The sequence below is a fragment of the Kitasatospora sp. NPDC085464 genome (assembly GCF_044541955.1).
Lineage (GTDB): Bacteria > Actinomycetota > Actinomycetes > Streptomycetales > Streptomycetaceae > Kitasatospora.
In genome coordinates this window covers 74234-95778 of record NZ_JBITTM010000017.1, presented here as the reverse complement: position 1 = coordinate 95778, position 21545 = coordinate 74234, and the positions used below count along the sequence as shown (strand labels likewise).

At 73.7% G+C, this 21545-nt stretch carries 16 protein-coding genes; 8 read left to right on the top strand and 8 right to left on the bottom strand.

All coding sequences use genetic code 11. The features are described 5' to 3' along the window. Positions 1–98 precede the first annotated feature (98 nt). The 4 genes from ACIGG8_RS17145 (at position 99) to ACIGG8_RS17130 (ending at position 8360) form a co-directional block, all read left to right on the top strand. The gene (locus ACIGG8_RS17145; RefSeq protein ID WP_396548842.1) at positions 99–2576 is read left to right on the top strand and encodes a discoidin domain-containing protein; all 2478 of its coding nucleotides are present in this window, start codon (positions 99–101) and stop codon (positions 2574–2576) included. A gap of 40 nt (positions 2577–2616) precedes the next feature. Continuing rightward, the gene (locus ACIGG8_RS17140; RefSeq protein ID WP_396548840.1) at positions 2617–6936 is read left to right on the top strand and encodes an NEW3 domain-containing protein; all 4320 of its coding nucleotides are present in this window, start codon (positions 2617–2619) and stop codon (positions 6934–6936) included. Continuing rightward, positions 6933–7628, top strand: a complete 696-nt coding sequence (locus ACIGG8_RS17135) for a hypothetical protein (RefSeq protein ID WP_396548838.1) — start codon at positions 6933–6935, stop codon at positions 7626–7628. The genes ACIGG8_RS17140 and ACIGG8_RS17135 overlap by 4 nt, the downstream gene beginning before the upstream one ends. 72 nt (positions 7629–7700) lie before the next feature. Beyond that, positions 7701–8360: an HAD family hydrolase gene (locus ACIGG8_RS17130; protein ID WP_396548836.1), complete on the top strand. Its 660-nt coding sequence runs from the start codon at positions 7701–7703 to the stop codon at positions 8358–8360. On the opposite strand, the gene ACIGG8_RS17125 is transcribed toward ACIGG8_RS17130, so the two are convergent. Continuing rightward, entirely contained in the window at positions 8341–9561 is a 1221-nt protein-coding gene (locus ACIGG8_RS17125; protein ID WP_396548834.1) for a transcriptional regulator, read from the bottom strand. The genes ACIGG8_RS17130 and ACIGG8_RS17125 overlap by 20 nt on opposite strands. 81 nt (positions 9562–9642) lie before the next feature. Here ACIGG8_RS17125 and ACIGG8_RS17120 point away from each other — a divergent pair, with 81 nt between their 5' ends. Further along, the gene (locus ACIGG8_RS17120; RefSeq protein WP_396548832.1) at positions 9643–9936 is read left to right on the top strand and encodes an ATP-binding protein; all 294 of its coding nucleotides are present in this window, start codon (positions 9643–9645) and stop codon (positions 9934–9936) included. Between the two features lie 27 nt (positions 9937–9963). On the opposite strand, the gene ACIGG8_RS17115 is transcribed toward ACIGG8_RS17120, so the two are convergent. Continuing rightward, a complete protein-coding gene (locus ACIGG8_RS17115; RefSeq protein WP_396548830.1) occupies positions 9964–10488 on the bottom strand; it encodes a DUF6879 family protein in 525 nt (174 codons plus the stop codon). Between the two features lie 69 nt (positions 10489–10557). After that, the gene (locus tag ACIGG8_RS17110; protein WP_396548828.1) at positions 10558–11208 is read right to left on the bottom strand and encodes a DUF6368 family protein; all 651 of its coding nucleotides are present in this window, start codon (positions 11206–11208) and stop codon (positions 10558–10560) included. A gap of 121 nt (positions 11209–11329) precedes the next feature. Between ACIGG8_RS17110 and ACIGG8_RS17105 the strand changes: the two genes are divergently transcribed. Together ACIGG8_RS17105 and ACIGG8_RS17100 are read left to right on the top strand one after the other, a co-directional pair. Further along, the gene (locus ACIGG8_RS17105; RefSeq protein WP_396548826.1) at positions 11330–11938 is read left to right on the top strand and encodes a DJ-1/PfpI family protein; all 609 of its coding nucleotides are present in this window, start codon (positions 11330–11332) and stop codon (positions 11936–11938) included. An 87-nt stretch (positions 11939–12025) separates the two neighbouring features. Continuing rightward, positions 12026–13435 carry a hypothetical protein gene (locus tag ACIGG8_RS17100; RefSeq protein ID WP_396548824.1) on the top strand — a complete coding sequence of 470 codons (1410 nt, stop codon included), beginning with the start codon at positions 12026–12028 and terminating at the stop codon, positions 13433–13435. 39 nt (positions 13436–13474) lie between these two features. Here ACIGG8_RS17100 and ACIGG8_RS17095 read toward each other — a convergent pair whose 3' ends face one another. Beyond that, positions 13475–15160 carry an FAD-dependent monooxygenase gene (locus ACIGG8_RS17095; protein WP_396548822.1) on the bottom strand — a complete coding sequence of 562 codons (1686 nt, stop codon included), beginning with the start codon at positions 15158–15160 and terminating at the stop codon, positions 13475–13477. A gap of 87 nt (positions 15161–15247) precedes the next feature. On the opposite strand from ACIGG8_RS17095, the gene ACIGG8_RS17090 reads away from it, so the two are divergent. Beyond that, positions 15248–15838: a CGNR zinc finger domain-containing protein gene (locus tag ACIGG8_RS17090; RefSeq protein ID WP_396548820.1), complete on the top strand. Its 591-nt coding sequence runs from the start codon at positions 15248–15250 to the stop codon at positions 15836–15838. Positions 15839–16107: 269 nt separating this feature from the next. Here the strand turns inward: ACIGG8_RS17090 and ACIGG8_RS17085 are convergent, their stop codons facing one another. The 4 genes from ACIGG8_RS17085 to ACIGG8_RS17070 all read right to left on the bottom strand — a co-directional run bounded on the left by ACIGG8_RS17085 (position 16108) and on the right by ACIGG8_RS17070 (position 21228). Beyond that, on the bottom strand, positions 16108–17478 hold the full coding sequence (locus ACIGG8_RS17085; protein WP_396548818.1) for an NUDIX hydrolase: 1371 nt from the start codon (positions 17476–17478) through the stop codon (positions 16108–16110). A gap of 156 nt (positions 17479–17634) precedes the next feature. After that, positions 17635–18516 (bottom strand): DUF4253 domain-containing protein, encoded by an 882-nt coding sequence (locus tag ACIGG8_RS17080; RefSeq protein WP_396548816.1) that lies wholly within the window; start codon positions 18514–18516, stop codon positions 17635–17637. 490 nt (positions 18517–19006) lie between these two features. Further along, the gene (locus ACIGG8_RS17075) at positions 19007–20428 is read right to left on the bottom strand and encodes an MFS transporter (RefSeq protein ID WP_396548815.1); all 1422 of its coding nucleotides are present in this window, start codon (positions 20426–20428) and stop codon (positions 19007–19009) included. Further along, complete coding sequence (locus ACIGG8_RS17070; protein ID WP_396548813.1) at positions 20425–21228, bottom strand: glycerophosphodiester phosphodiesterase; 804 nt, start codon at positions 21226–21228, stop codon at positions 20425–20427. Before ACIGG8_RS17070 ends, ACIGG8_RS17075 begins: the two co-directional genes overlap by 4 nt. Positions 21229–21545: the final 317 nt, after the last annotated feature.

Sequence of the window (21545 nt, the reverse complement as noted above, 5' to 3'; positions counted from 1 at the left end):
GAACTCCCCTCGATGAGCACCGCCACGCCCGCATGCACCCGGGCCTGCCGCTGCCGGTGGGCCCGGCCCCACCCACTCCGCTCGATCGGAGCCACCGCATGTCAAGACGTCTCCCCCTGCTGCTCGGCGCCGCGCTCGCGACGGCCTCGCTGGGCGTCGTGCCTGCCGCCCGTGCCGTTCCCGTTCCGGTGGCTTCGGCTGCTTCGACTGCTTCGGCCGGGTCCGCCGCGGCGCCGGCTGCGGCCGCCGCCGGGAACCAGCCCTTCGCCTCGTACTGGTACCCGAACACCATCGTGAACTGGGACCCGGCCACCGACCCGGACGCCCGCTTCAACCGTTCCCGCGTCCCGCTGCAGCCGCGCACCGGCGACCCGGCGCTCAGGGCCAACCCCAACGCCCGGACGGGCGAAGGCAAGATCGCCTCGCTGGTCTCCTTCGGGCCCACGTCGAACAACCCCTCGCAGGGCTCCGCCGACCCCGACTACTACGCCTTCGGCTACTGGCAGTACGTCGACAAGCTGGTGTTCTGGGGCGGCTCGGCCGGCGAGGGCCTGATCCTCGCCCCCAACCCGACCGTCATCGACGCCGCCCACCGCAACGGCGTCAAGGTCTACGGCACCGTCTTCTTCCCGCCCGGCGCGTACGGCGGCCGGCTCCAGTGGGTCCGCGACTTCGTCCAGAAGTCCGGCAGCCGCTACCCCGTCGCCGACAAGCTCGTCCAGGCCGCCCGGTACTACGGCTTCGACGGCTGGTTCATCAACCAGGAGACCGGCGGCGGCGATCAGGCCCTCGCCGGCGAGCTGCGCAACCTGATGCAGTACACCAAGGCGCAGAGCGGCACCGAGTTCATGTGGTACGACGCGATGACCACCTCCGGCGCGGTGAACTGGCAGAACGCCCTGACCTCCGCCAACTCGCCCTTCCTGCAGGACGGTTCGAAGCGCACCTCGGACTCGATGTTCCTGAACTTCGACTGGTCCGCGAGCGGCCTCGACTCCTCGCGCACCCTGGCCCGGCAGCTCGGCCGCAGCGAGTACGACCTCTACTCCGGCATCGACACCGAGGCCAACGGCTACAACACGGCCGTGGACTGGAACACCCTCTTCCCGTCCGGCGGGCCGCACACCACCTCACTCGGCCTCTACCGCCCCGAGTGGACCTGGAAGTCCGCCACCGACCGCGCCGACTTCTACGCCAAGGACGCGCGCTACTGGGTCGGAGCCGCGGGCGACCCGTCGCGAATCGACCTCTCGTCGAGCTGGCCCGGCCTGGCCGGCTACGTCGCCGAGTCCTCGCCGATCACCGCCAAGCCCTTCGTCACCAACTTCGACGCCGGGCAGGGCGACTTCTACAACGCCGGCGGCGCCCGGGTCGCCACCGGCGGCTGGAACAACCTCTCGCTCCAGGACGTGCCGCCCACCTACCGCTGGGTGGTCGACTCCGCCGGCAGCAGGCTCACCCCGTCCGTCGACTTCACCGACGCCTACCAGGGCGGCTCCTCGCTGCGACTGACCGGCACCCTGGACGCCGCCAACACCGTCCGGCTGTACCAGACCGCGCTGCCGGTCGCCGCGGACACCAGGCTCGACCTGGTGGTCAAGACCCCGGCCGCCGGGCCCACCAAGCTCAAGGCCGCCGTCGCCTTCACCGACGCGCCGAACAGCTTCACCACGATCGACGTCGGCGCCGACTCCGGCACCGGGTGGGAGCGCCACAGCCTCGACCTCTCCCCGTACGCGGGCCGCACCATCGCCCAGATCGCGCTGCGGGTCGACGGCTCCGACCCCGCCTACGACCTCCGGATCGGCCAAGTCGCCGTCTACGACGGGGCGGTGGAGAAACCGGCGGCGCCGAGCGGCCTCACCGTGCTCGGCGCGAGCGACCTGACCCCGGGCTCCAGCCAGTCACTGCGACTGTCCTGGACGGCGGCGCCCGGCGGCAACGTCCACCACTACGAGGTGTACCGCCGCAACGCGGACGGCACCCGGACCTTCCTCGGCGCGACCCCCAACGACGCGTACTTCGTCGGGCGGCTCGACCGGGCGGGCGGGGAGAGCGCCACCACGCTCGACGTCGAGGCGGTGTCCACCACCTACGGGCGCTCCGACGCGGCGTCCACCAGCGTGAGTTGGACGGGCACTCCGCCTGCGACCGGCAACCTGGCGTTGAACCGCGCGGCCACCGGCTCCGGCCAGTGCAACGCCGACGAGGGCCCGGCCAAGGCCGTCAACGGCAGCGTCAGCGGCGGCAACGGCGACAAGTGGTGCACCCTGACCTCCGCCAAGTGGCTGGAGGTGGACCTCGGTTCGGTGAAGCAGCTGTCGAAGTTCGTGGTCAAACACGCCTCGGCCGGCGGCGAGAGCAGCTCGTACAACACCCGCGACTTCTCCGTCCAGGTCCGCGCCAGGACCACCGACCCCTGGACGACGGTCGTCGGCGTCACCGGCAACACCGCCGGCACCACCACCCACCCGGTGAACACGAGCGCCCGCTACGTCCGGCTGGTGGTCACCAAGCCCACCCAGACCACCGACCCGGCCGCCCGCATCTACGAGTTCGAGGCCTGGGGCGCGTAGCCCGCCCGCCCCCTCCGGCTCCCAGGAAAGGACGCACCCCGTGCCGGTCACCATCACCGCCGTCGAGAGCACCGACCTGTTCGTCGGCCCCGAGGACGCCCCGCGCCAGATCCTGCGGGTGACGACCGAGGGGCCGGCCGCCCGGATCACCGTCGACGGCCCGGGCGTCCACGGCGGGGCGACCGGCACGGGGGCGGTCGAAGTCCCCCTGGAGATCACTCCCGGCGCCCGGCCGGGCACCCGACTCCCCGTCACGGTACGGGCGGAGGCGGCGGCCGTGGACGCCGTGGTGGAGGTCGCCGAGCCCGGCTGGACGGTGTACCTCGTCTCGCACTTCCACTACGACCCGGTCTGGTGGAACACCCAGGCCGCCTACACCTCCCCCTGGGAGCTGCTCTCCGCCGACGCCACCACCCGGCCGCGCTGGGAACGCAACGGCTTCGCGCTCGTCGACGCCCACCTGGACCTCGCCCTGCGGGACCCGGTGTACCGCTTCGTGCTCGCCGAAGTCGACTACCTGAAACCCTACTTCGACCAGCACCCGGAACGCCGCGAGACACTGCGGCTGCTGCTGGAGCGCGGTCAGGTCGAACTCGTCGGCGGCACCTACAACGAGCCGAACACCAACCTCACCGGCGCCGAGACCACCATCCGCAACATCGTCCACGGCATCGGCTACCAGCGCGACATCCTCGGCGCGGACCCCCGGACCGCCTGGCAGCTCGACGTGTTCGGACACGACCCGCAGTTCCCCGGCCACCTCGCCGCGGCCGGCCTCACCGGCAGCGCCTGGGCGCGCGGGCCGTTCCACCAGTGGGGCCCGATCCAGAAGAACTTCCGCGAGGCCAAGGACGACGCCCGGGTCATGCAGTTCCCGAGCGAGTTCGAATGGATCGCGCCCGGCGGCGAGGGCGTGCTCACCCACTACATGCCGCACCACTACTCGGCCGGATGGTGGATGGACTCCTCGCCCGACCTCGCCACCGCCGAGCAGGCCGTCCACGAGCTGTACCGCAAGCTCAAGCCGGTCGGGGCGACGAAGAACCTGCTGCTGCCCGTCGGGACGGACTACACCCCGCCGAACAAGTGGGTCACCGGGATCCACCGGTCCTGGGCCGCCAAGTACTGCTGGCCGCGGTTCGTCTGCGCCACCCCGCGCGACTTCCTCGACGCCGTCCGGGCCGAGCTCGCCGCCACCGGGCGCCGGCCCAGCCCGCAGACCCGCGACATGAACCCGGTCTACACCGGCAAGGACGTCTCGTACATCGACACCAAGCAGGCCCAACGGGCGGGCGAGGTCGCGGCGGTGGACGCCGAGAAGCTCGCCACGCTGGCCGGCGTCTGCGGGCTGGGCCGGTACCCGGCCGCGGCGCTGGACAAGGTCTGGCGCCAACTCGCCTACGGGGCGCACCACGACGCGATCACCGGCTCGGAGTCCGACCAGGTGTACCTGGACCTGCTGGGCGGCTGGCGGGAGGCGTACGACCTGGCGGGCGCGGTGCGGGACACGGCACTGGACGCCCTGGCGGGCCGCATCGACACGGCGGCGGTGGGCGGTTCGGCGGTGGGCGGTTCGGCGGTGGGCGGCTCGGGGGTGGGCGGTTCGGCGGTGGGCGGCTCGGTGGTGGTGACCAACACGCTGTCCTTCGACCGGACGGACCTGGTCTCGGTCGAACTGCCCGCCGACGTACGGTCGGTGCGGGTGCTGGACGACGCCGGCGAGCCGGTGCCGAGCACCGTCGACCAGGGGACGCTGCGGTTCCTGGCCACGGGCGTGCCCGCGCTCGGCTGGCGCACCTGGCGGCTGGGGGCGGGTCCCGCCGGGAGCACTGCCGAGGGCGCGGTGGCGGGCCCCGCCGAGGGCGCCGGGGAGCCGCCGTGGACGGCGGCCGAGGGGGCCGTCATCGCAAACGACCGGTACCGCGTCACCGCCGACCCGGCGCGCGGCGGCGGGCTCTCCTCGGTGTGGGACCTGCGGAACGAACGGGAGCTGATCCAGGACGGCCGGATCGGCAACGAGCTGCGCGTGTACGAGGAGTACCCGCAGCACCCCGACTTCGGCGAGGGCCCGTGGCACCTGCTGCCCAGCGGGCCGGTGGTCGGCTCCGGGGAGGCCGCCGCGTCCGTCCGCCGGGAGACCGGGCAGCTCGGCGAGCGGCTGGTGATCGAGGGCACGGTCGACGGCGTCCGGTACGAGCAGACCGTCACCCTGTGGCGTGGGCTCCACCGGGTCGACTGCCGGACCAGAGTCGTCGACCACCGCAGCGCCGACCGGCTGCTGCGGCTGCGCTTCCCCGTGGACGTCCCCGGCGGGCTGCCGGTCAGCGAGGTCGCGGGAGCGGTCGTCGGCCGCGGCTTCGCCATGCCGGACGTCGACTCGGCGGAGGCGCCGTGGACGCTGGACAACCCGGCCAACACCTGGTTCGGGGTCGGCTCCACCGCGCGCGTCGACCTCACCGACCCGGCGGGGACGGTCGTCGGCTCCCGGGCCCTCGGTGTGGCGGAGGTCGTCGTCCCGACGCTGGACGACGCCGCCGACGCCCGGCCCCTGGTGGTCGCCCTCGCCCGGGTGGGTGTCACCGCCACCACCTCGGGCGCCGACTGGGCGCGCTACGGCTGGCTGGAGGTGGACTCCAACCTGCCGGACTTCCGGGTTCTGGTCGGATCGCCTGAAGTCAACGATGCTGCAAGGGAGTTGATCGAGCGGGCGGGCGAGGAGTACGCGGCCGTGCTGAAGGTGCACGGCGCGGTGTGGGTGCCTGCCCTCGCCCCGCTCCCGGAGGTCTGGCGGCCGGGCGCCGACCTGCGCGACCTGAGGGCGCTGCCGGCGCTGGTCGTCTCCGACGTGGCAGCGCTGGTCGACGACCTCGCCGACGCCCGGATCAGCGCCCCCTGCCCGGCGCCGGTGCCGGACCGACTCGCCGACCACAGCGTGGCGTTGCTCAGCTTCGGCCTGCCCGGCTTCGCCGTCGACACCACCGGGGCGCTGCACCTGTCGCTGATGCGCTCGTGCACCGGCTGGCCGTCGGGCGTCTGGATCGACCCGCCCCGGCGCACCCTGCCGGACGGGGCGTCCTTCCAACTCCAGCACTGGACGCACGAGTTCGGCTACGCGCTGGTCGGCGGGGACGGCGACTGGCGGCAGCAGGCGCTGCCCGCGCAGGGCCAGGAGTTCAACCACCCGCTGTACGCGCGGATCGTCCCCGCCCAGGAGGGCACGCTGCCCGCCACCGTGTCCTGGCTACGGGTCGAACCGCAGCGGGAGGTGCTGCTCGGCACGCTCAAGCCCGCCGGGAACCCGATCGCCCACGGCTCGGCGGCCTCGGAGGGCGGGCACGACCTCACCGTCCGGCTGGTGGAGTCGACCGGCCTCGGACGGACGGCGCGGCTCGGCGGCGCGCTCGGGCTGGGCGACGTACGGCCGGCCGACCTGCTGGAGCGGCCGCTCGACGCCGCCTCCCCGTGCCTCGATCTCCCCGGCTCCGGGATCGCCACCCTGCTCGCCGCACCCGGAGCCGTGCCCGGAGCAGGGGCCGGAGCCGTGGCCCCGGCCGACGGCCCCGTCCTCGGCCCGGTGGCCGAACCCGCCCAGCCCGTCCACGCCCGCTACTGGCTGCACAACCGGGGCCCGGCACCGCTCGGCTACCTGCCGGTGTCCGTCGGAGCCTCGCCGGGACTGGTGCGGACGGCGGGGGAGCCGGTGACGCTCTCGATCGCCCTGTCGTCGCAACTGCGGGACACGGCGGTCGAGGGAACGGCGGTCGTGCTGCCCCCCGAGGGCTGGGCCACCGACCTCGGCAGCCGCCCGTACCGGCTGGCGCCTGGGGGTCACCTGCGGTTCGAGGTCACGCTGGTTCCGCCGGCCGGCGCCGAGCCCGGACTGTACTTCGCGGCCGTCCGGATCGAGCACGACGGCCAGCGGATCGAGGACGTGGTGACGATCGCCGTCGGCGACCTCCCGGCGCTGCTGCCGGTCACCGGGGACGCACCCGAGGACTGGACGGCCGCCCAGGGCACCAGGGCGACGGCCGGCCGGGACACCGGCCTGGACGTCGAGGTCTCGCACCGGACCCTGCGGGTGGCCCCCGGCGACCGGGCCACCCTGGGCGTCACGCTCACCAACCGCACACGCGGCGAGATCCGGGGCGAGCTGCAGCTGGTCTCCCCGTGGGGCACCTGGGAGGCGATCCCCGATCCCGTACGCGGCTTCACCGTCCCGGCCGGCTCCTCGGCGACGGTGGACTTCGACGTCGCGGTCCCGCCGGCGGCCGACCCCGGCTCGTTCTGGGCCCTCGCCAAGGTCATGTGGTTCGGCCGCTGCCAGTACGCCCCGACCGTCGCCCTGGTGGTGGAGGCATGACCCTCGGCCTGCTCGACGGAAACCCGCTCCCGCGCACCGCCCTCGACCGCCGTCTCGCCGCCCTGCGCACCGGCCCACGCGCCACCGCCCTGCCGCAGCCAGGCAGTTCGGAGGACCGCCAGCTGACCCGGTGGGTCGCGCAGGTCCTGCTCACCGAGGCCCTGTGCGAGGCGGTGGCCGTCGAACGCCACCTGGCCGTCGGCCCGGACGGCCCCGCCCGGCTCGACCACCGGGCCGCCGTCGAACTCGGCTCCATCACGGCGGCCGCCTACGAGGACAGTGCGGCAGTGCGCGCCGTGTACGCATCCGTGACGGCCGACGTCGAGCCCTCGCCCGCCGACGTCGCCCACTACCGCACCATGACCGCCCGAACGCCGTCCGCCCGCTGGCGACTCGCCCTCCCCGACGGCGAGTTCGAAGCCGACCCCGACACCCTGCCGACCGCCCTCGCCGAGGCCCTACGCGCCGTAGGCCCGGGCGAGTGGGTCACCGTGGGCCCCTGTACGGCCGCCGTGCTCGCCACCCGTATTGCTCCGGAGACCCCCGACCCCACCCCCGCCCTACGGGCCGCCGCCCGCCGATCCGCCTTCGTCCGCTGGCTCGACCACCAACGCGCCCGACGCCTCACCCTGGTGGAGGGTTTGGAACACCCCGGCGACCCCGCCCAGCCCGACAACCACCACCGCCACTGAGGGGGAGCCGAGCAGCCCGCCGCACTCGTTCCGTCGAGCACGGCGGGCGGGTCACTTCGTTAGGCTGCGGACATGATTCGTGCAGTGGTGTTCGACGTCGGCGAGTGCCTGGTGGACGAGACCCGGGAGTACGGAACCTGGGCGGACTGGCTCGGCGTACCTCGTCACACCTTCGTCGCCCAGTTCGGGGCCGTGATCGCTCAAGGCCGCGACTATCGCGAGGCCTTCCAGATCTTCCGGCCCGGCTTCGACCTGTACGAGGAACGTGAGAAGCGGGCGCTCGCCGGACAGTCCGAGACCTATGGCGAGGACGACCTCTACCCCGACGTTCGTCCGGCGCTCGCTCGCCTGAGGTCGGACGGCCTGTGGCTGGCCATCGCAGGCAACCAGACCGTGCGGTCCGGGGCGATCCTCCGCCGGCTGTTCGCCGACGACGTCGACCTGATCGGGACGTCCGACGACTGGGGCGCGAGCAAGCCGGATCCGGTGTTCTTCGAGCGGGTCGCCGCCGCCGCTCCCGCAGAGCGGGACGAGATCCTCTATGTCGGCGATCGTCTCGACAACGACGTGCTCCCCGCTGCCCGTGCCGGGATGCAGACCGCGCTGATCCGCCGGGGGCCGTGGGGCTGGATCCAGCAGCACGACCCCGCAGCCGATCGCGCGACCTTCCGGATCGACTCGCTCGGCGAGCTTCCGGAACTGATCGCGAAGGCTAACGCTGGAGTGAACTGAGCGTCGCCGACCAGGAGTAGAGCCGGTCGTCGACCTTCTGAACGGCATCGGAGGCCTGCCAGGGGGTGAGCGCCCGGCGGGCCTCGCGGACGCGTTCCATGCCGGTGGCATACCAGGTCACGCTCAGCTGATCGAGAGCCTGCTGCAGAAGGGCGCACGCCGAGTCGGGTCGGCGAGCGGCGGCCTCGACGGCAGCGAGGTCGGCGAGGACGACGACTCGTTGCTTGCCGTCGGTCTCGGGGAGGCTGGTGAGTACGGCCTCAAGGGTCGTCCGGGCCTGGGGAATCAGTCCGGCGGCCAGCTCCGTGTTGCCCTTGAAGGCGGCGAGCCGAGTGGCCGAGAACCAGGTGAACCATTCAGGGCCGGGGTGCGCGGGACTGGCGGCCAGGGCCTCCTCGGCCTGGCGCAGGAGCGACAGGGCCTGCCGGTGGTCGCCGCAGCGGGTCAGGCACTCCGCCTCCACGGCGTCGAGCCATGCCAGCAGGTCCGCGGAGGCAGACCCCCTCCGAGCGTACGTGCGGGCGGCTCGCATCCGTTCGGCCGTGTCCTCGCGCTGCCCGGTCCAGCCCGGGATGAATGCGGAGTGTCCGAGGACCGCGGCGCCGAGGAGGGAGTCATCGGCCTCACCGGCAGCCTGCAGGGCACGCACGAAGGTGGCGTCGGCGACCTCCGGCCGGCGGAGGTCGAAGAACTGGATCCGGCCTGCCAGCAGGAGGCTCTCCGCGAGGGCGGACGCGATCACCCTCCTGGCGACCCCATCGGTTTCGGCGAGCAGCGCCGCGCCCAGATTGGCGTGTTCGGCGACCGCCTGGTGCAGGACGGCTGGTGCGACACTCCAGTAGAGACGTCGATGAGCCTCGGTGACCGTCGCGAAGTCTGCTCCCACGGTGGCCGGTTGCGTCGTGGTTGCCGCCATCGGCCTCGGCAGTGCAGGGGGTGTCGGGAGACGCCGGCCGGAAGACGCTACGGCCCCGTCCGGCGATGGACGGACGCTCTCGTCCCATGGAGCGCGGAATCCCAGCTCCTCGATCGGCAGGCGCAGCACATAGGTGAGCAGCTGCTGGTGCTCGTCCCGTGGCCAGGGCGGATTGGGAGACTCCCACCGGCCGATCTGCTTGCGGCTCACGACGACCTCCCCCAGGCCGAGTTGGCGGGCCGCGTCGTGAAGGGTTCCGCCGGCGCGGAGGTTGGTGCTGGACATCGTCCGGGCCTGGGGGTTCCCCTTCTCGCCCAATCGCTGCGGGATCTCGAACTCTGTGCGAGCGAGGTGATCGCCAACGCCATGGAGCATGCGAAGGCGCGCTGTGCGGTGACCGTCCGCCGCGTGGGCGGGCGGCTGCGGGTGGAGGTGTCGGATCCCGAACCGGCTTTCCAACGCTCCGGAGCCGACCCGGAGGCGACCGGCGGGCGAGGGCTGATCCTCGTCGAGGCGTTGGCCGACGCGTGGGGCTGGCACCCGGCGGGAGCGGGCAAGGTCGTCTGGTTCGAGTTCCTGGAGCCCTGCGAGACGCCGAGCGCCACTGCCCACGGGTGGGGCACGGCGCGCGAACTCCACCCCCTCCAGCCGGTGGCGTGACGGCCTCGCGGGCTTGGGCCCACGGGGTCAGACGGCGAACTCCTCGTGTGGGATGCCGGCCGCCCAGACGGCCTCGAAGGCCCTGGTGCAGAGGGTGACCGCGGCCTCGTCCTCGGTGAAGGCGTGGCCCGCCCAGTCCCCGCCGCCGGTGAACCAGTGGAAGAGCACCAGACGTCGGTCGATCAGCCAGAAGTCGTTGCCCGGGAGGGCGATGGTCGAGGCCCGGCTCCGGGGGAGCCAGCGGACCTGCTCGCCGGCGGCGAGGTTGACCGGGGTGACGGCGTGCTCGTACCTGATGTAGTCGGTGACCGGTTCCGAGACGATGCGGGCTCGGCGCATGACGACACCCCGGGAGATCGCATCCTCCACGAGGGGGATCCAGGTGGGCCAGAACGACGCGGTCGGGTCGTTGTCGACCTCGCCGGTCCTCCGGAACCGCTCGAAGGGCTCGACCTCGTCGCCGACCGCGTAGCTGTCGCGCATCTCCAGGTGTACGGCGGAGCGTTCGGCGCCCCTCAGCAGCTCGGCGAAGTCCGGTGCGCTCTGCGTCATCACAAGCCTTCCTCGGTGCCGGTCGATTCCCGTGAACCGTACGGCCATTGGCTCCGGAAGGCACCACCGCTACTTGACCAGCCGGAACCCCGGCCGCTCCACCCAGGCCCGCAGGAACTCCGCCGTGACCAGGGCGGTGTCCCAACCGTCGTCGGTGATCCCGAGCAGGCCGGGCAGCCCGGTGGTCACCGACTGCTGGCCGTCCGCCAGTTCGGCCTTGCCCACGCCGCCGATGACGTCGAGGACGGCGGCGGTCAGCAGGGCCGTGGCGACGTGGTCGATCCGGCCGTTGCAGCCGGCGCTGATGTTGACGGCCTGTACCGGCGGGCCGCCGAGCACGGCCGCGATCGCGTCGGTGTCCTCGTCCGCGTGCTCGTCCACGAAGATGTCGTCGTCCCCGGCGCCCGCCCCCATCAGGTAGAGGTGGAACGGCCGGCGCCAGTCCTCGCGCCGCGGGTCGAAGCCCACCAGGGCGGCGAGCCGTTCGTCGGCGGGCTGCAGCCCGCCGAGCAGCGGCAGCGGCAGCGGGTACCGGTGCCGCCGCTCCGCGTCCCGGGTGTCCGCGACGCCCAGCCGCTCCGCGGGCACGTTGACGTCGTAGTACCCGGGGCGCTTCTCCTCGAAGCGGCAGGACAGCCCCACCATCAGCTCGCGGAACTCCCCCAGCAAAGCGGGAGAGAGGGGTTCGGCGAGATCGATCACCAAGGTCGGTCCGGACATGCGGGGAGCATAGGGGAGCGAGTTCGACGGGTGCGAGGGCTATTCGAGCCGGTCGGTCCTCGACGGGGACGATGCCGCCGGGGAGACTGTGGCGTCGGCGTCCCGTCCGTGAGGAGTTCTGATGCAGGTAGCCGTGGTCACCTTCGACGGGTTCAACGAGCTCGACAGCTTCATCGCCTCCGCGCTGATCAACCGGTGCCGTGCGGACGGCCTGGAGGCCTTCATCACGACGCCGACTCCGGTGGTCACCTCGATGAACGGCGTCGAGGTGACCGGGCAGCGCCCGATGGAGTTCGTGACCGACGCCGACGTCGTGCTGGTCGGCAGCGGGGTGAGGACACGGGACGTCGTCGCCGACGACCGGCTGGTCTCCCGGCTGGTGCTCGATCCCGCGCGGCAGCTGATCGGGGCGCAGTGCTCCGGCACGCTCGTACTGGCCCGGCTCGGGCTGCTCGACGGCATGCCCGCCTGCACGGACCTCACGAGCCGGCCCTTCGTGGAAGCCCGCGGTGTCACCGTGCTGGACGCGCCGTTCCACGCGGAGGGGAACATCGCCACGGCGGGCGGTTGCCTGGCCTCCCAGTACCTCGCCACCTGGGTGATCACCCGCACGCTCGGGGAGGACGCCGCGCGCGGCGTGGTCGACTACGTGGCTCCGGTCGGCGAGAAGCAGCAGACCGTCGATCGCGCCCTGCGCGCCGTCCGGGCGGGCGAGGTCGCCCTGCCCTGACGGTCCCTGCCCTGACGATCCCGGGGCTGACGATCCCAAGGCTGACGGCCCCGGGCTCCTGTCATCGGTGGTCCGTAGGCTGTCGACGTGGACATCGAGGACCTTGACTGGCAGGCCGCCTACCGCGCCGGGATCACGCCGCTGATGGTGGAGGCGCTGCTGGCGCGCGGGCAGTCGGAGCTGCTGGTGCGGGCGGCACGGGAGCGGGGGGAGTGGTTCTGCGCGCAGGCGGCGGTGCGGGAACTGTGCGCGGTGGGGCAGGCCGAGCAGGCCTGGGAGGTGGTGCGGCCGTTCGCGGAGACCGGGTGGCGGCGTGCGGTGGTGCTGGGCGCGGACGCCCTGGTTCGGTCGGGGCGGATCGAGGAGGCGCTGGCGCTGGTGCACCCGGACGCGGCGCGGCGGGAGCCCGGTCGGCCGGCCGACGAGGTCCGGGGGTGGGGCGCGGATCTCAAGGCCCTGGAGCCGTACGGCGAGTACGCCGCGGTGCTGGCCGCAGCCGGGCGGGTGGACGAGGCGATCGACGTCCTGGAGCCGTACACCCGGGAGGGGCAGCTGCTGTGGGAGCTGGTGGACGTGACGGAGGGCCGGGGCCGCGATGAGCGGGTCCTGGAGCTGCTCGCGCCGCACGCCGAGCGGGTCCTGAAGGCCCGGGTCCTGGAGCGCTGCGGCCGTGTCGGTGAGGCGATCGAGCTGTTCGCGGCGGACGTGGCCGCGAAGCGCTGTTGCTCGCACAACGCCCTGGAGTTCTACGCCGGGCTCCTGGCCGGGCACGGGCGGGTGGAGGAACTGCGCGCCCTGGCCGGCCGGGATCCGGGCGTCTTCCTGGCCCCCTTCGTCACGCTCCTGGAGGAGCTGGGGCGGGCGTCCGAGGCCGAGGCGGTGCTGCGCGCGGGCGCCGCGGCCGCCGACGGCACGGACCCCGGCGACGGTTCGGGGTCCGACACCGACCCCCACTCCCTCCACCGGTCCGGCCTGATGCGGCTGCTGGCCCGGCAGGGCCGCCTGGACGAGGCGGTGGAGGCGGCGCGGCCCACCTTCGGGAACCTCTACGGCTGCGGGAACCTGCTCGAACCGGCGATCCGCCTGCTGTTCGACCACGGGCGGCCGGAGTGGGCGCTGGAACTGCTCGACGGGTGCAGCGAGGAGCTCGCCCGGGAGGACCCGGCGTGGGTCCGCTCCAACCGGTGGTGGCTGATGGGGGAGTGCGGGCGGGCCCGCGAGGCCATCGCGGAGATCGACGCCCTTCCGGCGGAGGACGCCGGGGAGCGGGAGGACACCACGATCGCGTTCCTGCTGGAGCGTGACGGCCGGGCGGAGGAAGCCGTGGAACTGCTGCGCGGCTCCGCCGAGTACGGCGCCCCGCACGACCTGGCGCACCTCCTGATCCGGCTTGGCCGCCCGGCCGAGGCCGTCGACGGCTACCCCTCCCTGGCGGCCCAGCGGGAGGCGGAGGACCGGTGGTGGAACCGGCGGAGGGAGGAACCGGCGGCGGGCTGAGCCGGCGGGGCGGTCCACCGTTGTGTCCCGGAGGCGTTCTCAGGGGTGGGGCAACCTTGTCGACGGGCTCCGTCCTTCCGACCGGCTCCATCCTGCTGACAGGATCTGCCGCAGGGCGGTGAGCATGTGCGTCTCGTCGGCGGGCCGGTGCGGTGCCCGCCAGGCGATGTGACCGTCCGGGCGGACGAGGACGGCTCCGGCCGGCGTGTCCGCCCCGAGCAGGGCGGGCGGCAGTGGACGGACGGCGACGGGCAGGCCCGTCGCGGCGGCGGTGTCCGCCTGCGACCGCCACGCCGGCTCCGTGACGGCGGGCGCCAGCAGGGTGAAGCCGGGGCCTACGAGGTCCAGGGTGGAGGCGGGCCCGGTCGGGCCGGCCAGGCGCAGGTGGGGGAGCCGGGTGCCGGGCACGCCGACGGGGTGCGTGTGCTCGGGGTCCAGCGCCGGCCGGACCGTGGCCGTCGGGTCGGTCGGCTCTGGCACGGTGTCCAGGACGGCGGTCGACCGGTAGGCCGCGGTCAGCAGTAGCTCGTCGTCGATCCGGTAGCCGCTCCGCGCCCGGGAGTTGGCGAGCGAGATGTCGATGACCTGCCGGGCCACCGGTCGGCGTTCGGCCTCGTAGCTGTCCAGCAGTGCCTCGCCCGCCGTCCCGCCGACGACCGCGGCGAGCTTCCACGCCAGGTTGTCCGCGTCGCCGAGGCCGGTGTTCATGCCGTGCCCGCCGGTCGGGGGCACCGTGTGGGCTGCGTCGCCCGCGAGCAGCACCCGGGAGCGGCGGTAGGCGGAGGCGAGGCGGGCGTCCATCCGCCAGGTCATGGTGGAGCGGACGGCGACCGGCAGGTCCGGCAGCCCGGCGGCGTCGCGGACCAGCTCGGCCAGCCGCGGCCGGTCCGCGACCAGCCGGGCGATGTCCTCGTGTGCCGGGTCGTAGGGGTACTGGTAGATCCAGTGCCGGTCGTTGTCGACGGCGAGGAAGCCGCCGCGGCCCGGCGGGGTGAGGAAGTAGGAGGCGCTGGCGCGGTCGGCGACGACCTCACCGAGGGGAGCCTCGAAGCGGACGCTGAGGTAGTGGCCGAGACCGGTCGGCCCCTCCATGGCGATCCCGGCCCCCTCGCGGACGGTGCTCGCCGCGCCGTCGCAGCCGACCAGCCAGTCGGCGCGCACGGTGTGCCGCTCGCCGGTGGCGCCGTCCTCCACGGTGGCGTGAACGCCGCCCGCGGGCGAGCCGCCACCGTGGAAGCCGTCCGCGTGGAAGCCGTCCGCGTGGAAGCCGTCCGCGCGTACGCCGCCGCCGTGTTCGGCGAAGGAGAGCAGGCGGGTGGCGAACCGGATGCCGTCCGGGGCGAGTTCGCGGGCCCGCCGCAACAGGACGGGCTCCAGGGCGTCCTGGGAGCAGATCAGCCCCGGGGAGGGGGTGCGTTCGACGCCGCCCTCCTGCCCGGAGACCCCGGTGCGGACGAAGTCCGGGTCGACCAGGTCGCGGCCGCGGTAGAAGGACACCTGCGAGGCCGGCAGCCCGGCCCGCCGGATCTCCTCCTCCAGACCGCACCGCCGGAAGATCTCCATCGAACGTGCGGACACCCCTCGCGCCTTGGGGTGGTGCGAGGTGCCCGGGTGTGCCTCGACCAGCAGGTGCGGCACGCCGTACCCGGACAGCAGGACCGACAGCGTGAGCCCGACCGGCCCCCCGCCGACGATCAGGACGGACGTCCTCTCCGGGAATCGCATGGCACCCACCCCTTCGTAACGCTTATTGATTCGATTTGACGTTACCATGGTGGGCGGCTGACCACCCGAGACGAAGAAGGCGACCCCATGGCGCAGAGCAAGCCCGCGGCCCAGGACCCCGGCGACGACAACCCCCGCGGCCTCCACTTCCTCGCCGAACTCGCCAACACCGTCCGCGAGGACCCCGCCGCGAGCGCCGCAGATCTCCAGGCGCTCCTGGAACGCCACGGCGGACCGCCGTTCCGGCTCACCGATGCCGACGCCCACGAACTGCGCGACGCCACCGTCCACGTGATCGCCATCCTCGACACCGACGACCCCGACCGTGCCGCCGAGGCGATCAACACCCTGTTCGACCGCCACCCCGCCAGCCCCCGCCTCGTCCGCCTCCCGGGCCGCCCCTGGTCCCTGCACACCCGTGCCCCCGCCGACGCAGGCCTCACCCGCTGGCTGCTCTCCACCGCGGCCCTCGCCCTCGGCCTCTGGCTCAGCGAACGCGGCACCTGCGCCTGGGGCCGGTGCGCCGCCCCCGGCTGCGGCCGCTTCTTCATCGACACCGGCCGTCGCACCCCCCAGCGCTACTGCACCCCCCGCTGCGCCACCCGCGTCCGCGTCGCCACCCACCGCGCCCAGCGGGCAGCGGAGTCCGGCGAAGCGTCAGGCAGTGCGTCCCGATAGGGTCCGGGCACCGGACACGGTCAGTCATGACGGGGATCTCCTTCCCGGCCGCTCCCTCGGCGGCTTCCGATGTCCCCCAGCGTTCCGCATCGACACCGTCGCCCGGCAGTTGCCGATCGGCACATTTCCGCAGTCCGCAGCCTCGCGGCACCTGCCGATCGGCAGGGTCGGACAGCCGGACAGCCGGACAGCCGGACAGCCGGACAGCCGGGCACTACTTCACCGGCGTCGCGACGCGCTACACCGGCTGCCGACGCCCCGCCCGCAGGTCAGTTGCCCCCGATCCGGGCCAGGTAGTGCGCCAGGTACGGCGGGGTCCGGAGGTCGCGGATCCCGTCGAGGGGGACCATGCGGACGTCCCGGCCCTCGCCGAGGACGAGGTCGGACTCCGGTCCTGCGTACGTCCCGTGGAGCACGACGGTGGACTCGTGGATCTCGGGGTGCCGCGGGCCGGGCACGGCGCGCAGCCCCTCGACCCGGATGCCGGCCTCCTCCAGCACCTCCCGCGCCCCGGCCTCGTACGCGCTCTCCCGGCCCTCGCGCCACCCGCCGATCGGGGTCCAGAGCCCGGGATGGGCGATGCCGGGCACGTCGTCGCGCAGGTTCAGCAGCAGGCGCCCGCCGTCCGGACTGGTCACGAACGTCATCACGCCCTCGAAGTCCCGTGCGATGCCGTGCTCGTCGACGGCGCCCGTCGCCGGCCGCTCGCCGAAGAGCGTGAGGTCGGAGCGCCGGGCGCGGTCGACCAGCATCAGCCGGCGGTAGTCGGCGGGCCGCATGACGGAGTGCCAGTCGTGCAGGCTGCGGGTGGCCCACTCGGTGTGCTCGGAGGAGAGCCGGATCCGGCCCAGCTGCTCGTCGTCGAGGCGTCCGCCCCAGAAGACGTGGCCGACCTGGTGCAGCGGCCAGTAGGCGCCGGGGGAGAAGTGCACCACGGCGAGCAGCTGTTGGCGGGCGACGATCCCCGGGTTCTCGACCGCGAGGTCCAGGCCGAGTTCCTCCCGGGCCTCGCGCAGCGCGGTGTCCCACGGGGACTCACCGGGGTCGGTGTCGCCGCCGGGGAACTGCCAGCGCTCCGGGTCGAGGGCGTTGCGCAGGCACAGCGCCCGCCCGGCCGAGTCGGTGAAGTAGAACGCCCCGTACAGGTTGGACAGGGCGATCCCCCCGACGTACCGGCTGATCGGCCGCCAGCCCGGCACCGCCCGGTGCCGCCGGACGAAGTCGAGCACCTCGCGGTAGCCGTCGCTGGTCGGCGGCGGGTCGTCGAGCTCCGCCCACACGAAGCGGTCGTGCTCGGTGAGCGCCACGGGGGTGCCGTCGGGCACGGTGGCGGTGAACACGAAGTGGCGGAACCGGCGCCCCGCGGCGTCGACGAAGTCCAGTGACCGCAGGTACTCCAGGCTGTCCGCGGCCACCGTGATGCCGGCCTCCTCGGACAGCTCGCGGAGCGCGCCCGCCTGCACGCCCTCCCCGGGTTCCAGCCCGCCGGCCGGGTAGTCCCAGAGCCCGGGCAGTGCGTCGTCCTCGCGGCGGCGCAGCATCAGCACCCGCCCGGACGTGTCGAGGACGACCACGCCGACGGACAGCCGCTCGAAGCCCAGGGCGAGCGCGGTACGGGCCAGGAGGTCGTAGTCGATCACGGTGTGCAGCCTTCCGCCGGGTCGGTGTCGGTGTCCAGCCCGTGCCCTACCCACCCCGGTGCGGGACGCAACGGATCACCACGACGTTCCGTGATCGGCCCGCGTGGCCCGCGTGGCCCGCATGGCCCCTGCGCCGCCTATCACCGTCAGGCGCCGTCAGTCCCACCAGAAGGACCAGCAGTTCTCCAGGAGGAGCTCCTGCGCGTAGTCGACCAGGCTCTCGGTGCCCTGGAAGACGTTGTCGGGGCAGAACGCGAGGTGCTCGGCCGCGATCGGCAGCGCCTCGTCCAGGTCGTCCGGCTGCGCCGTGGCGCTCAACCGCAGCCCGTCGGGGCCGACTTCGACGACCCGGGCGCCGAACCTCCGCTCCCAGCTGCGCAGGACGGCGGCGAGCTCGCCGGGATCGTGGTTGCCGGCCGCCGTCCAGCCGCAGGCGGCCAGCGCCTCGGCGCCGCTGCCGGCGCGGACGAGCCCGATCCGCAGCCCGGGGTCGTGCCGCAGCAGCCAGCGCGCCACGGCGGCGGCCGCCGCATCCGGGTCGCCGTCCTCCGGGTTGCCGTCCTCGGGGTCGTCCTCCGCCGAGCGCGGGGCGGGGGCCAGGCCCGGCCAGTCGACCCCGAACGGCTCCAGGATCCGCCGTCGATCCTCGGCCTCCTCCGGGTCGTCCACGGGGAACTCGGCCTCGAAGGTCCACCAGCCCTGCAGGAGGGCGGCGGGGTCGTGGGAGTCGAGCAGGTCCGCCCGGACCGGGTGGAGTTCGCCGGTGGCCCAGGGCCGGAACTCCGGGTCGCCGGCCCGACGGGTCAGCAGCAGCGGCCACAGCCCCGACCGCGGGTGCTCCCGCTGCAGCTCCTCCCACAGCCCGGCGGGCGCCGGCCCGTCGCTCAGCCACATGACCGGGGCGTCACCGCCGTGGCCGTCGCCCCCGGCCGCAACGATCAGGCGGCCCGGCGGCAGGGGCGTGGACAGGGCGGCCTGCACGACGGCGTCGGGGAACAGCGGACGGAGGTCGGCGGGCACCGGGGCGCGATCGATCATGCTCCCACGGTAGGGGCCGGGTCGGACAGGCCCGCACGGCGGCCTCCGGGCGAGGATCCCGCGGGGCCGGCCGGACGCCGCGATCGGGGCTGTCCGCAGGGGGCCTTGTTGGTGCCGCACACGGGTATCCAGCGGCAGCCGCTCCCGGGCATGACCGGCGGGCGTCGGCTCGGGAAGGCACGGGGCCGCGATGCTTCCGGCGCCTGAGGATCCGCTGGAACGTCCGCGACGACCTCGACGAGGCGTTCCTCAAGCCCGCCCGCTGCATGATCACGTACCGATGCGTCCGAGTCCGGTGTCAGCTTCTCTTGGAGCGTGCTCGGCCGTCAGGCGGCGGCGTTCCCGGGTGAGTCGCCGGGGACGGCGCACGGTCCGGCCGGCGTGCTGCCTGTGCCGCCCGTACTGCCCACTGCGTCGGTGCCCCTGTCGCCCCGGGTGGGACCGGGCCCCGCAGCCCCCCGACCGGCGGGAGGCAGCAGGGCCCCGTCCGTCAGATCCGCTCGGGCACCGGGTTCCCGACGGCCTCGATGGCGCGCCGGACCGGGACCTTCGCCAGCACGGCGAAGCCGATCACGAAGAACACCAGCAGCGAGATGATCGCCGACCGGTAGCTGCCGGTGAGCTGGTACGCGAGGCCGAAGACCAGCGGGCCCATCCAGCTGGTGCCGCGGTCGCTCACCTTGTAGAGGCTGAAGTACTCGGCCTCCCGCCCGGGCGGGATGAGGTGGGAGAACAGGGAGCGGGAGAGCGCCTGGCTGCCGCCCAGGACCAGGCCGATCATGGCGGCCAGGCCGTAGAACCAGACGGGCTGGTGGGCGGGCATGAAGTAGCCGAGGGCGAGGGTGACCACCCAGCCGACCAGGGAGCCGAGGATGGTCCGCTTGGCGCCGTACCGCTGGGCGATCCGGCCGAGCGTCAGGGCACCGCCGATCGCCACGATCTGGACGATGAGCACGGCGGTGACCAGCGCGCCCTGCTCCATGCCGAGTTCCTCGCTGCCGAAGAGCGAGGCCTGGGAGACGACGGTCTGGATGCCGTCGTTGTAGCAGAGGAAGGCGCCGAGGTAGAGCAGCGTGAGCGGGTGCTTGCGCATGCCCTTCAGGGTGCGGCCGAGTTCCCGCAGGCTGCCGGCGGCGGGCTGGCCGGCGGGCCGGTCGGCCGCGGCCCGGCCGGACACCGCGCCGGCCCGGGAGGGCAGCCGCAGCAGCGGGACGATCGTGAACAGCGCCCACCACAGGCCGGCCGAGGCCAGGCAGATCCGTACGGCGGTGCCGGAGGTCACGCCGAGCGCCTCGTGGCCCTGGAAGAGCGCGAGGCTGGCGATCAGCAGCAGTCCGCCGCCCGCGTAGCCGTACGCCCAGCCCTTGGAGGAGATCGCGTCGCGCTCGTCGGCGGAGGCCAGGCCCGGGAGGTAGGCGTAGGAGAGCGCGACCGAGACCGCGTACGAGATGTTGGCGACGACCAGCAGGGCGCCGCCGAGCAGGTAGCGGTCGCCGTCGAGGAAGAACATCCCCATCGTGGCGAGCGCGCCGACGTACGCGAAGCCGCACATCAGTTCCTTGTGCCGCCCGGTGCGGTCCGCGACGGTGCCGGTCAGCAGCATCACCGCGACCGAGATCAGCACGGAGAAGGAGACGGTGTACGGGAAGAACGAGCCCGCGCGGATCGACAGGCCGAGCGGGTGGACGTCGCCGGCCGCGTCGGCGGCCTCCTTGGCCACCGAGGTCAGGTACGGCCCGAGGAACACCGTCAGGACGCTGGCGGAGAAGGCGGCGTTGGCCCAGTCGTTGACGTACCAGCCGAACCGTATCCGCTCCAGGGCCCGGCCGTCGGCGTCGGCGGGTGCCGGGTCGGGCGCCGGCCCGGTCGGGGGGTCGTCCGGAAGGTGCGTCGCGGAGTTCGTGGTGCTCATGGGGTTCCCATCACCGTGCTGGAGCCGGTACTGCCGTCCGTCCAGCAGCCGCGCTCGCCCAGGACGTCCCGCAGGACGTCGATGCGATCGGCCATGATGCCATCCACACCGAGGTCGAGGAGAGCCCTGATCCGTGTGGGATCGTCCACAGTCCAGACGTGGACCTGCAGGCCGAGGCGGTGGGCGGCCCGGACGAAGGCCCGGTCGACCACCCGCACGCCCATGTGGCGCTCCGGCACCTGGGCGCACGTTCCGGCGAACGGCGCCCCGCGCCCCGGCAGCAGCGGCCCGGCCAGCGAGCGCAGCCGCAGCCGGGCCACCTCGCGCGGGCCGAGCGAGGTGGCCAGCCGGGGGCCCGCGGCGGCGCGGACGGCGGCCAGCCGGCTGTCGGAGAAGCCGCCGACGCAGACCCGGTCCCAGGCGCCGGTCCGGCGGACCGCCTCGACCAGCGGGGCGACGGCCGAGGCCGCCTTGACGTCGATGTTGAAGCGGGCTTCGGGGAACGCGCCGAGCAGGTCCTCCAGCAGCGGCACGGGCTCGGTGCCCCCGATCCGGGCCTGCCTGACGTGCTCCCAGGGCAGCTCCGCCACGGCGCCCGTGCGGTCGGTGACCCGGTCGAGGCGGGAGTCGTGGAACGCCACCAGCACGCCGTCCCGGGTGGTGTGCACGTCCGTCTCCAGGTAGCGGTACCCGAGCGCGACGGCGGCCTCGAAGGCCCTGAGCGAGTTCTCGGGGTGCCCGAGGTCGCCGCCCCGGTGCGCGAAGGCCAGCGGCCCCGGATGGTCGAGGAAGGCGTGCATGTCGTGCTCCGAGCTGCTGGGGGAGGAAGCCGCGCGGGGAGGGAGACGCACACCGCCCGCTCCGACGCCGTCCCGGACCGCGCCCGACCGCGTGCGTTACAGTATTACGCACTCTGTCAAGCGGTAATGCGGTCACGCCGATCGGCGGGCAGGAACACTCGGACAGGAGCGCTCGGACAGGAGCACTCGGGCGGGGGTTCGAAGACCGCAGGCGGTTCGAGGTCCGCCGAGATTTCCGGCGCGTCGATGTCCGCGACGTACTGACCGGGCTTCACGTCGTCGTAGTAGGGCCCTGGTGCAGCTCGTTCGACCAGGTC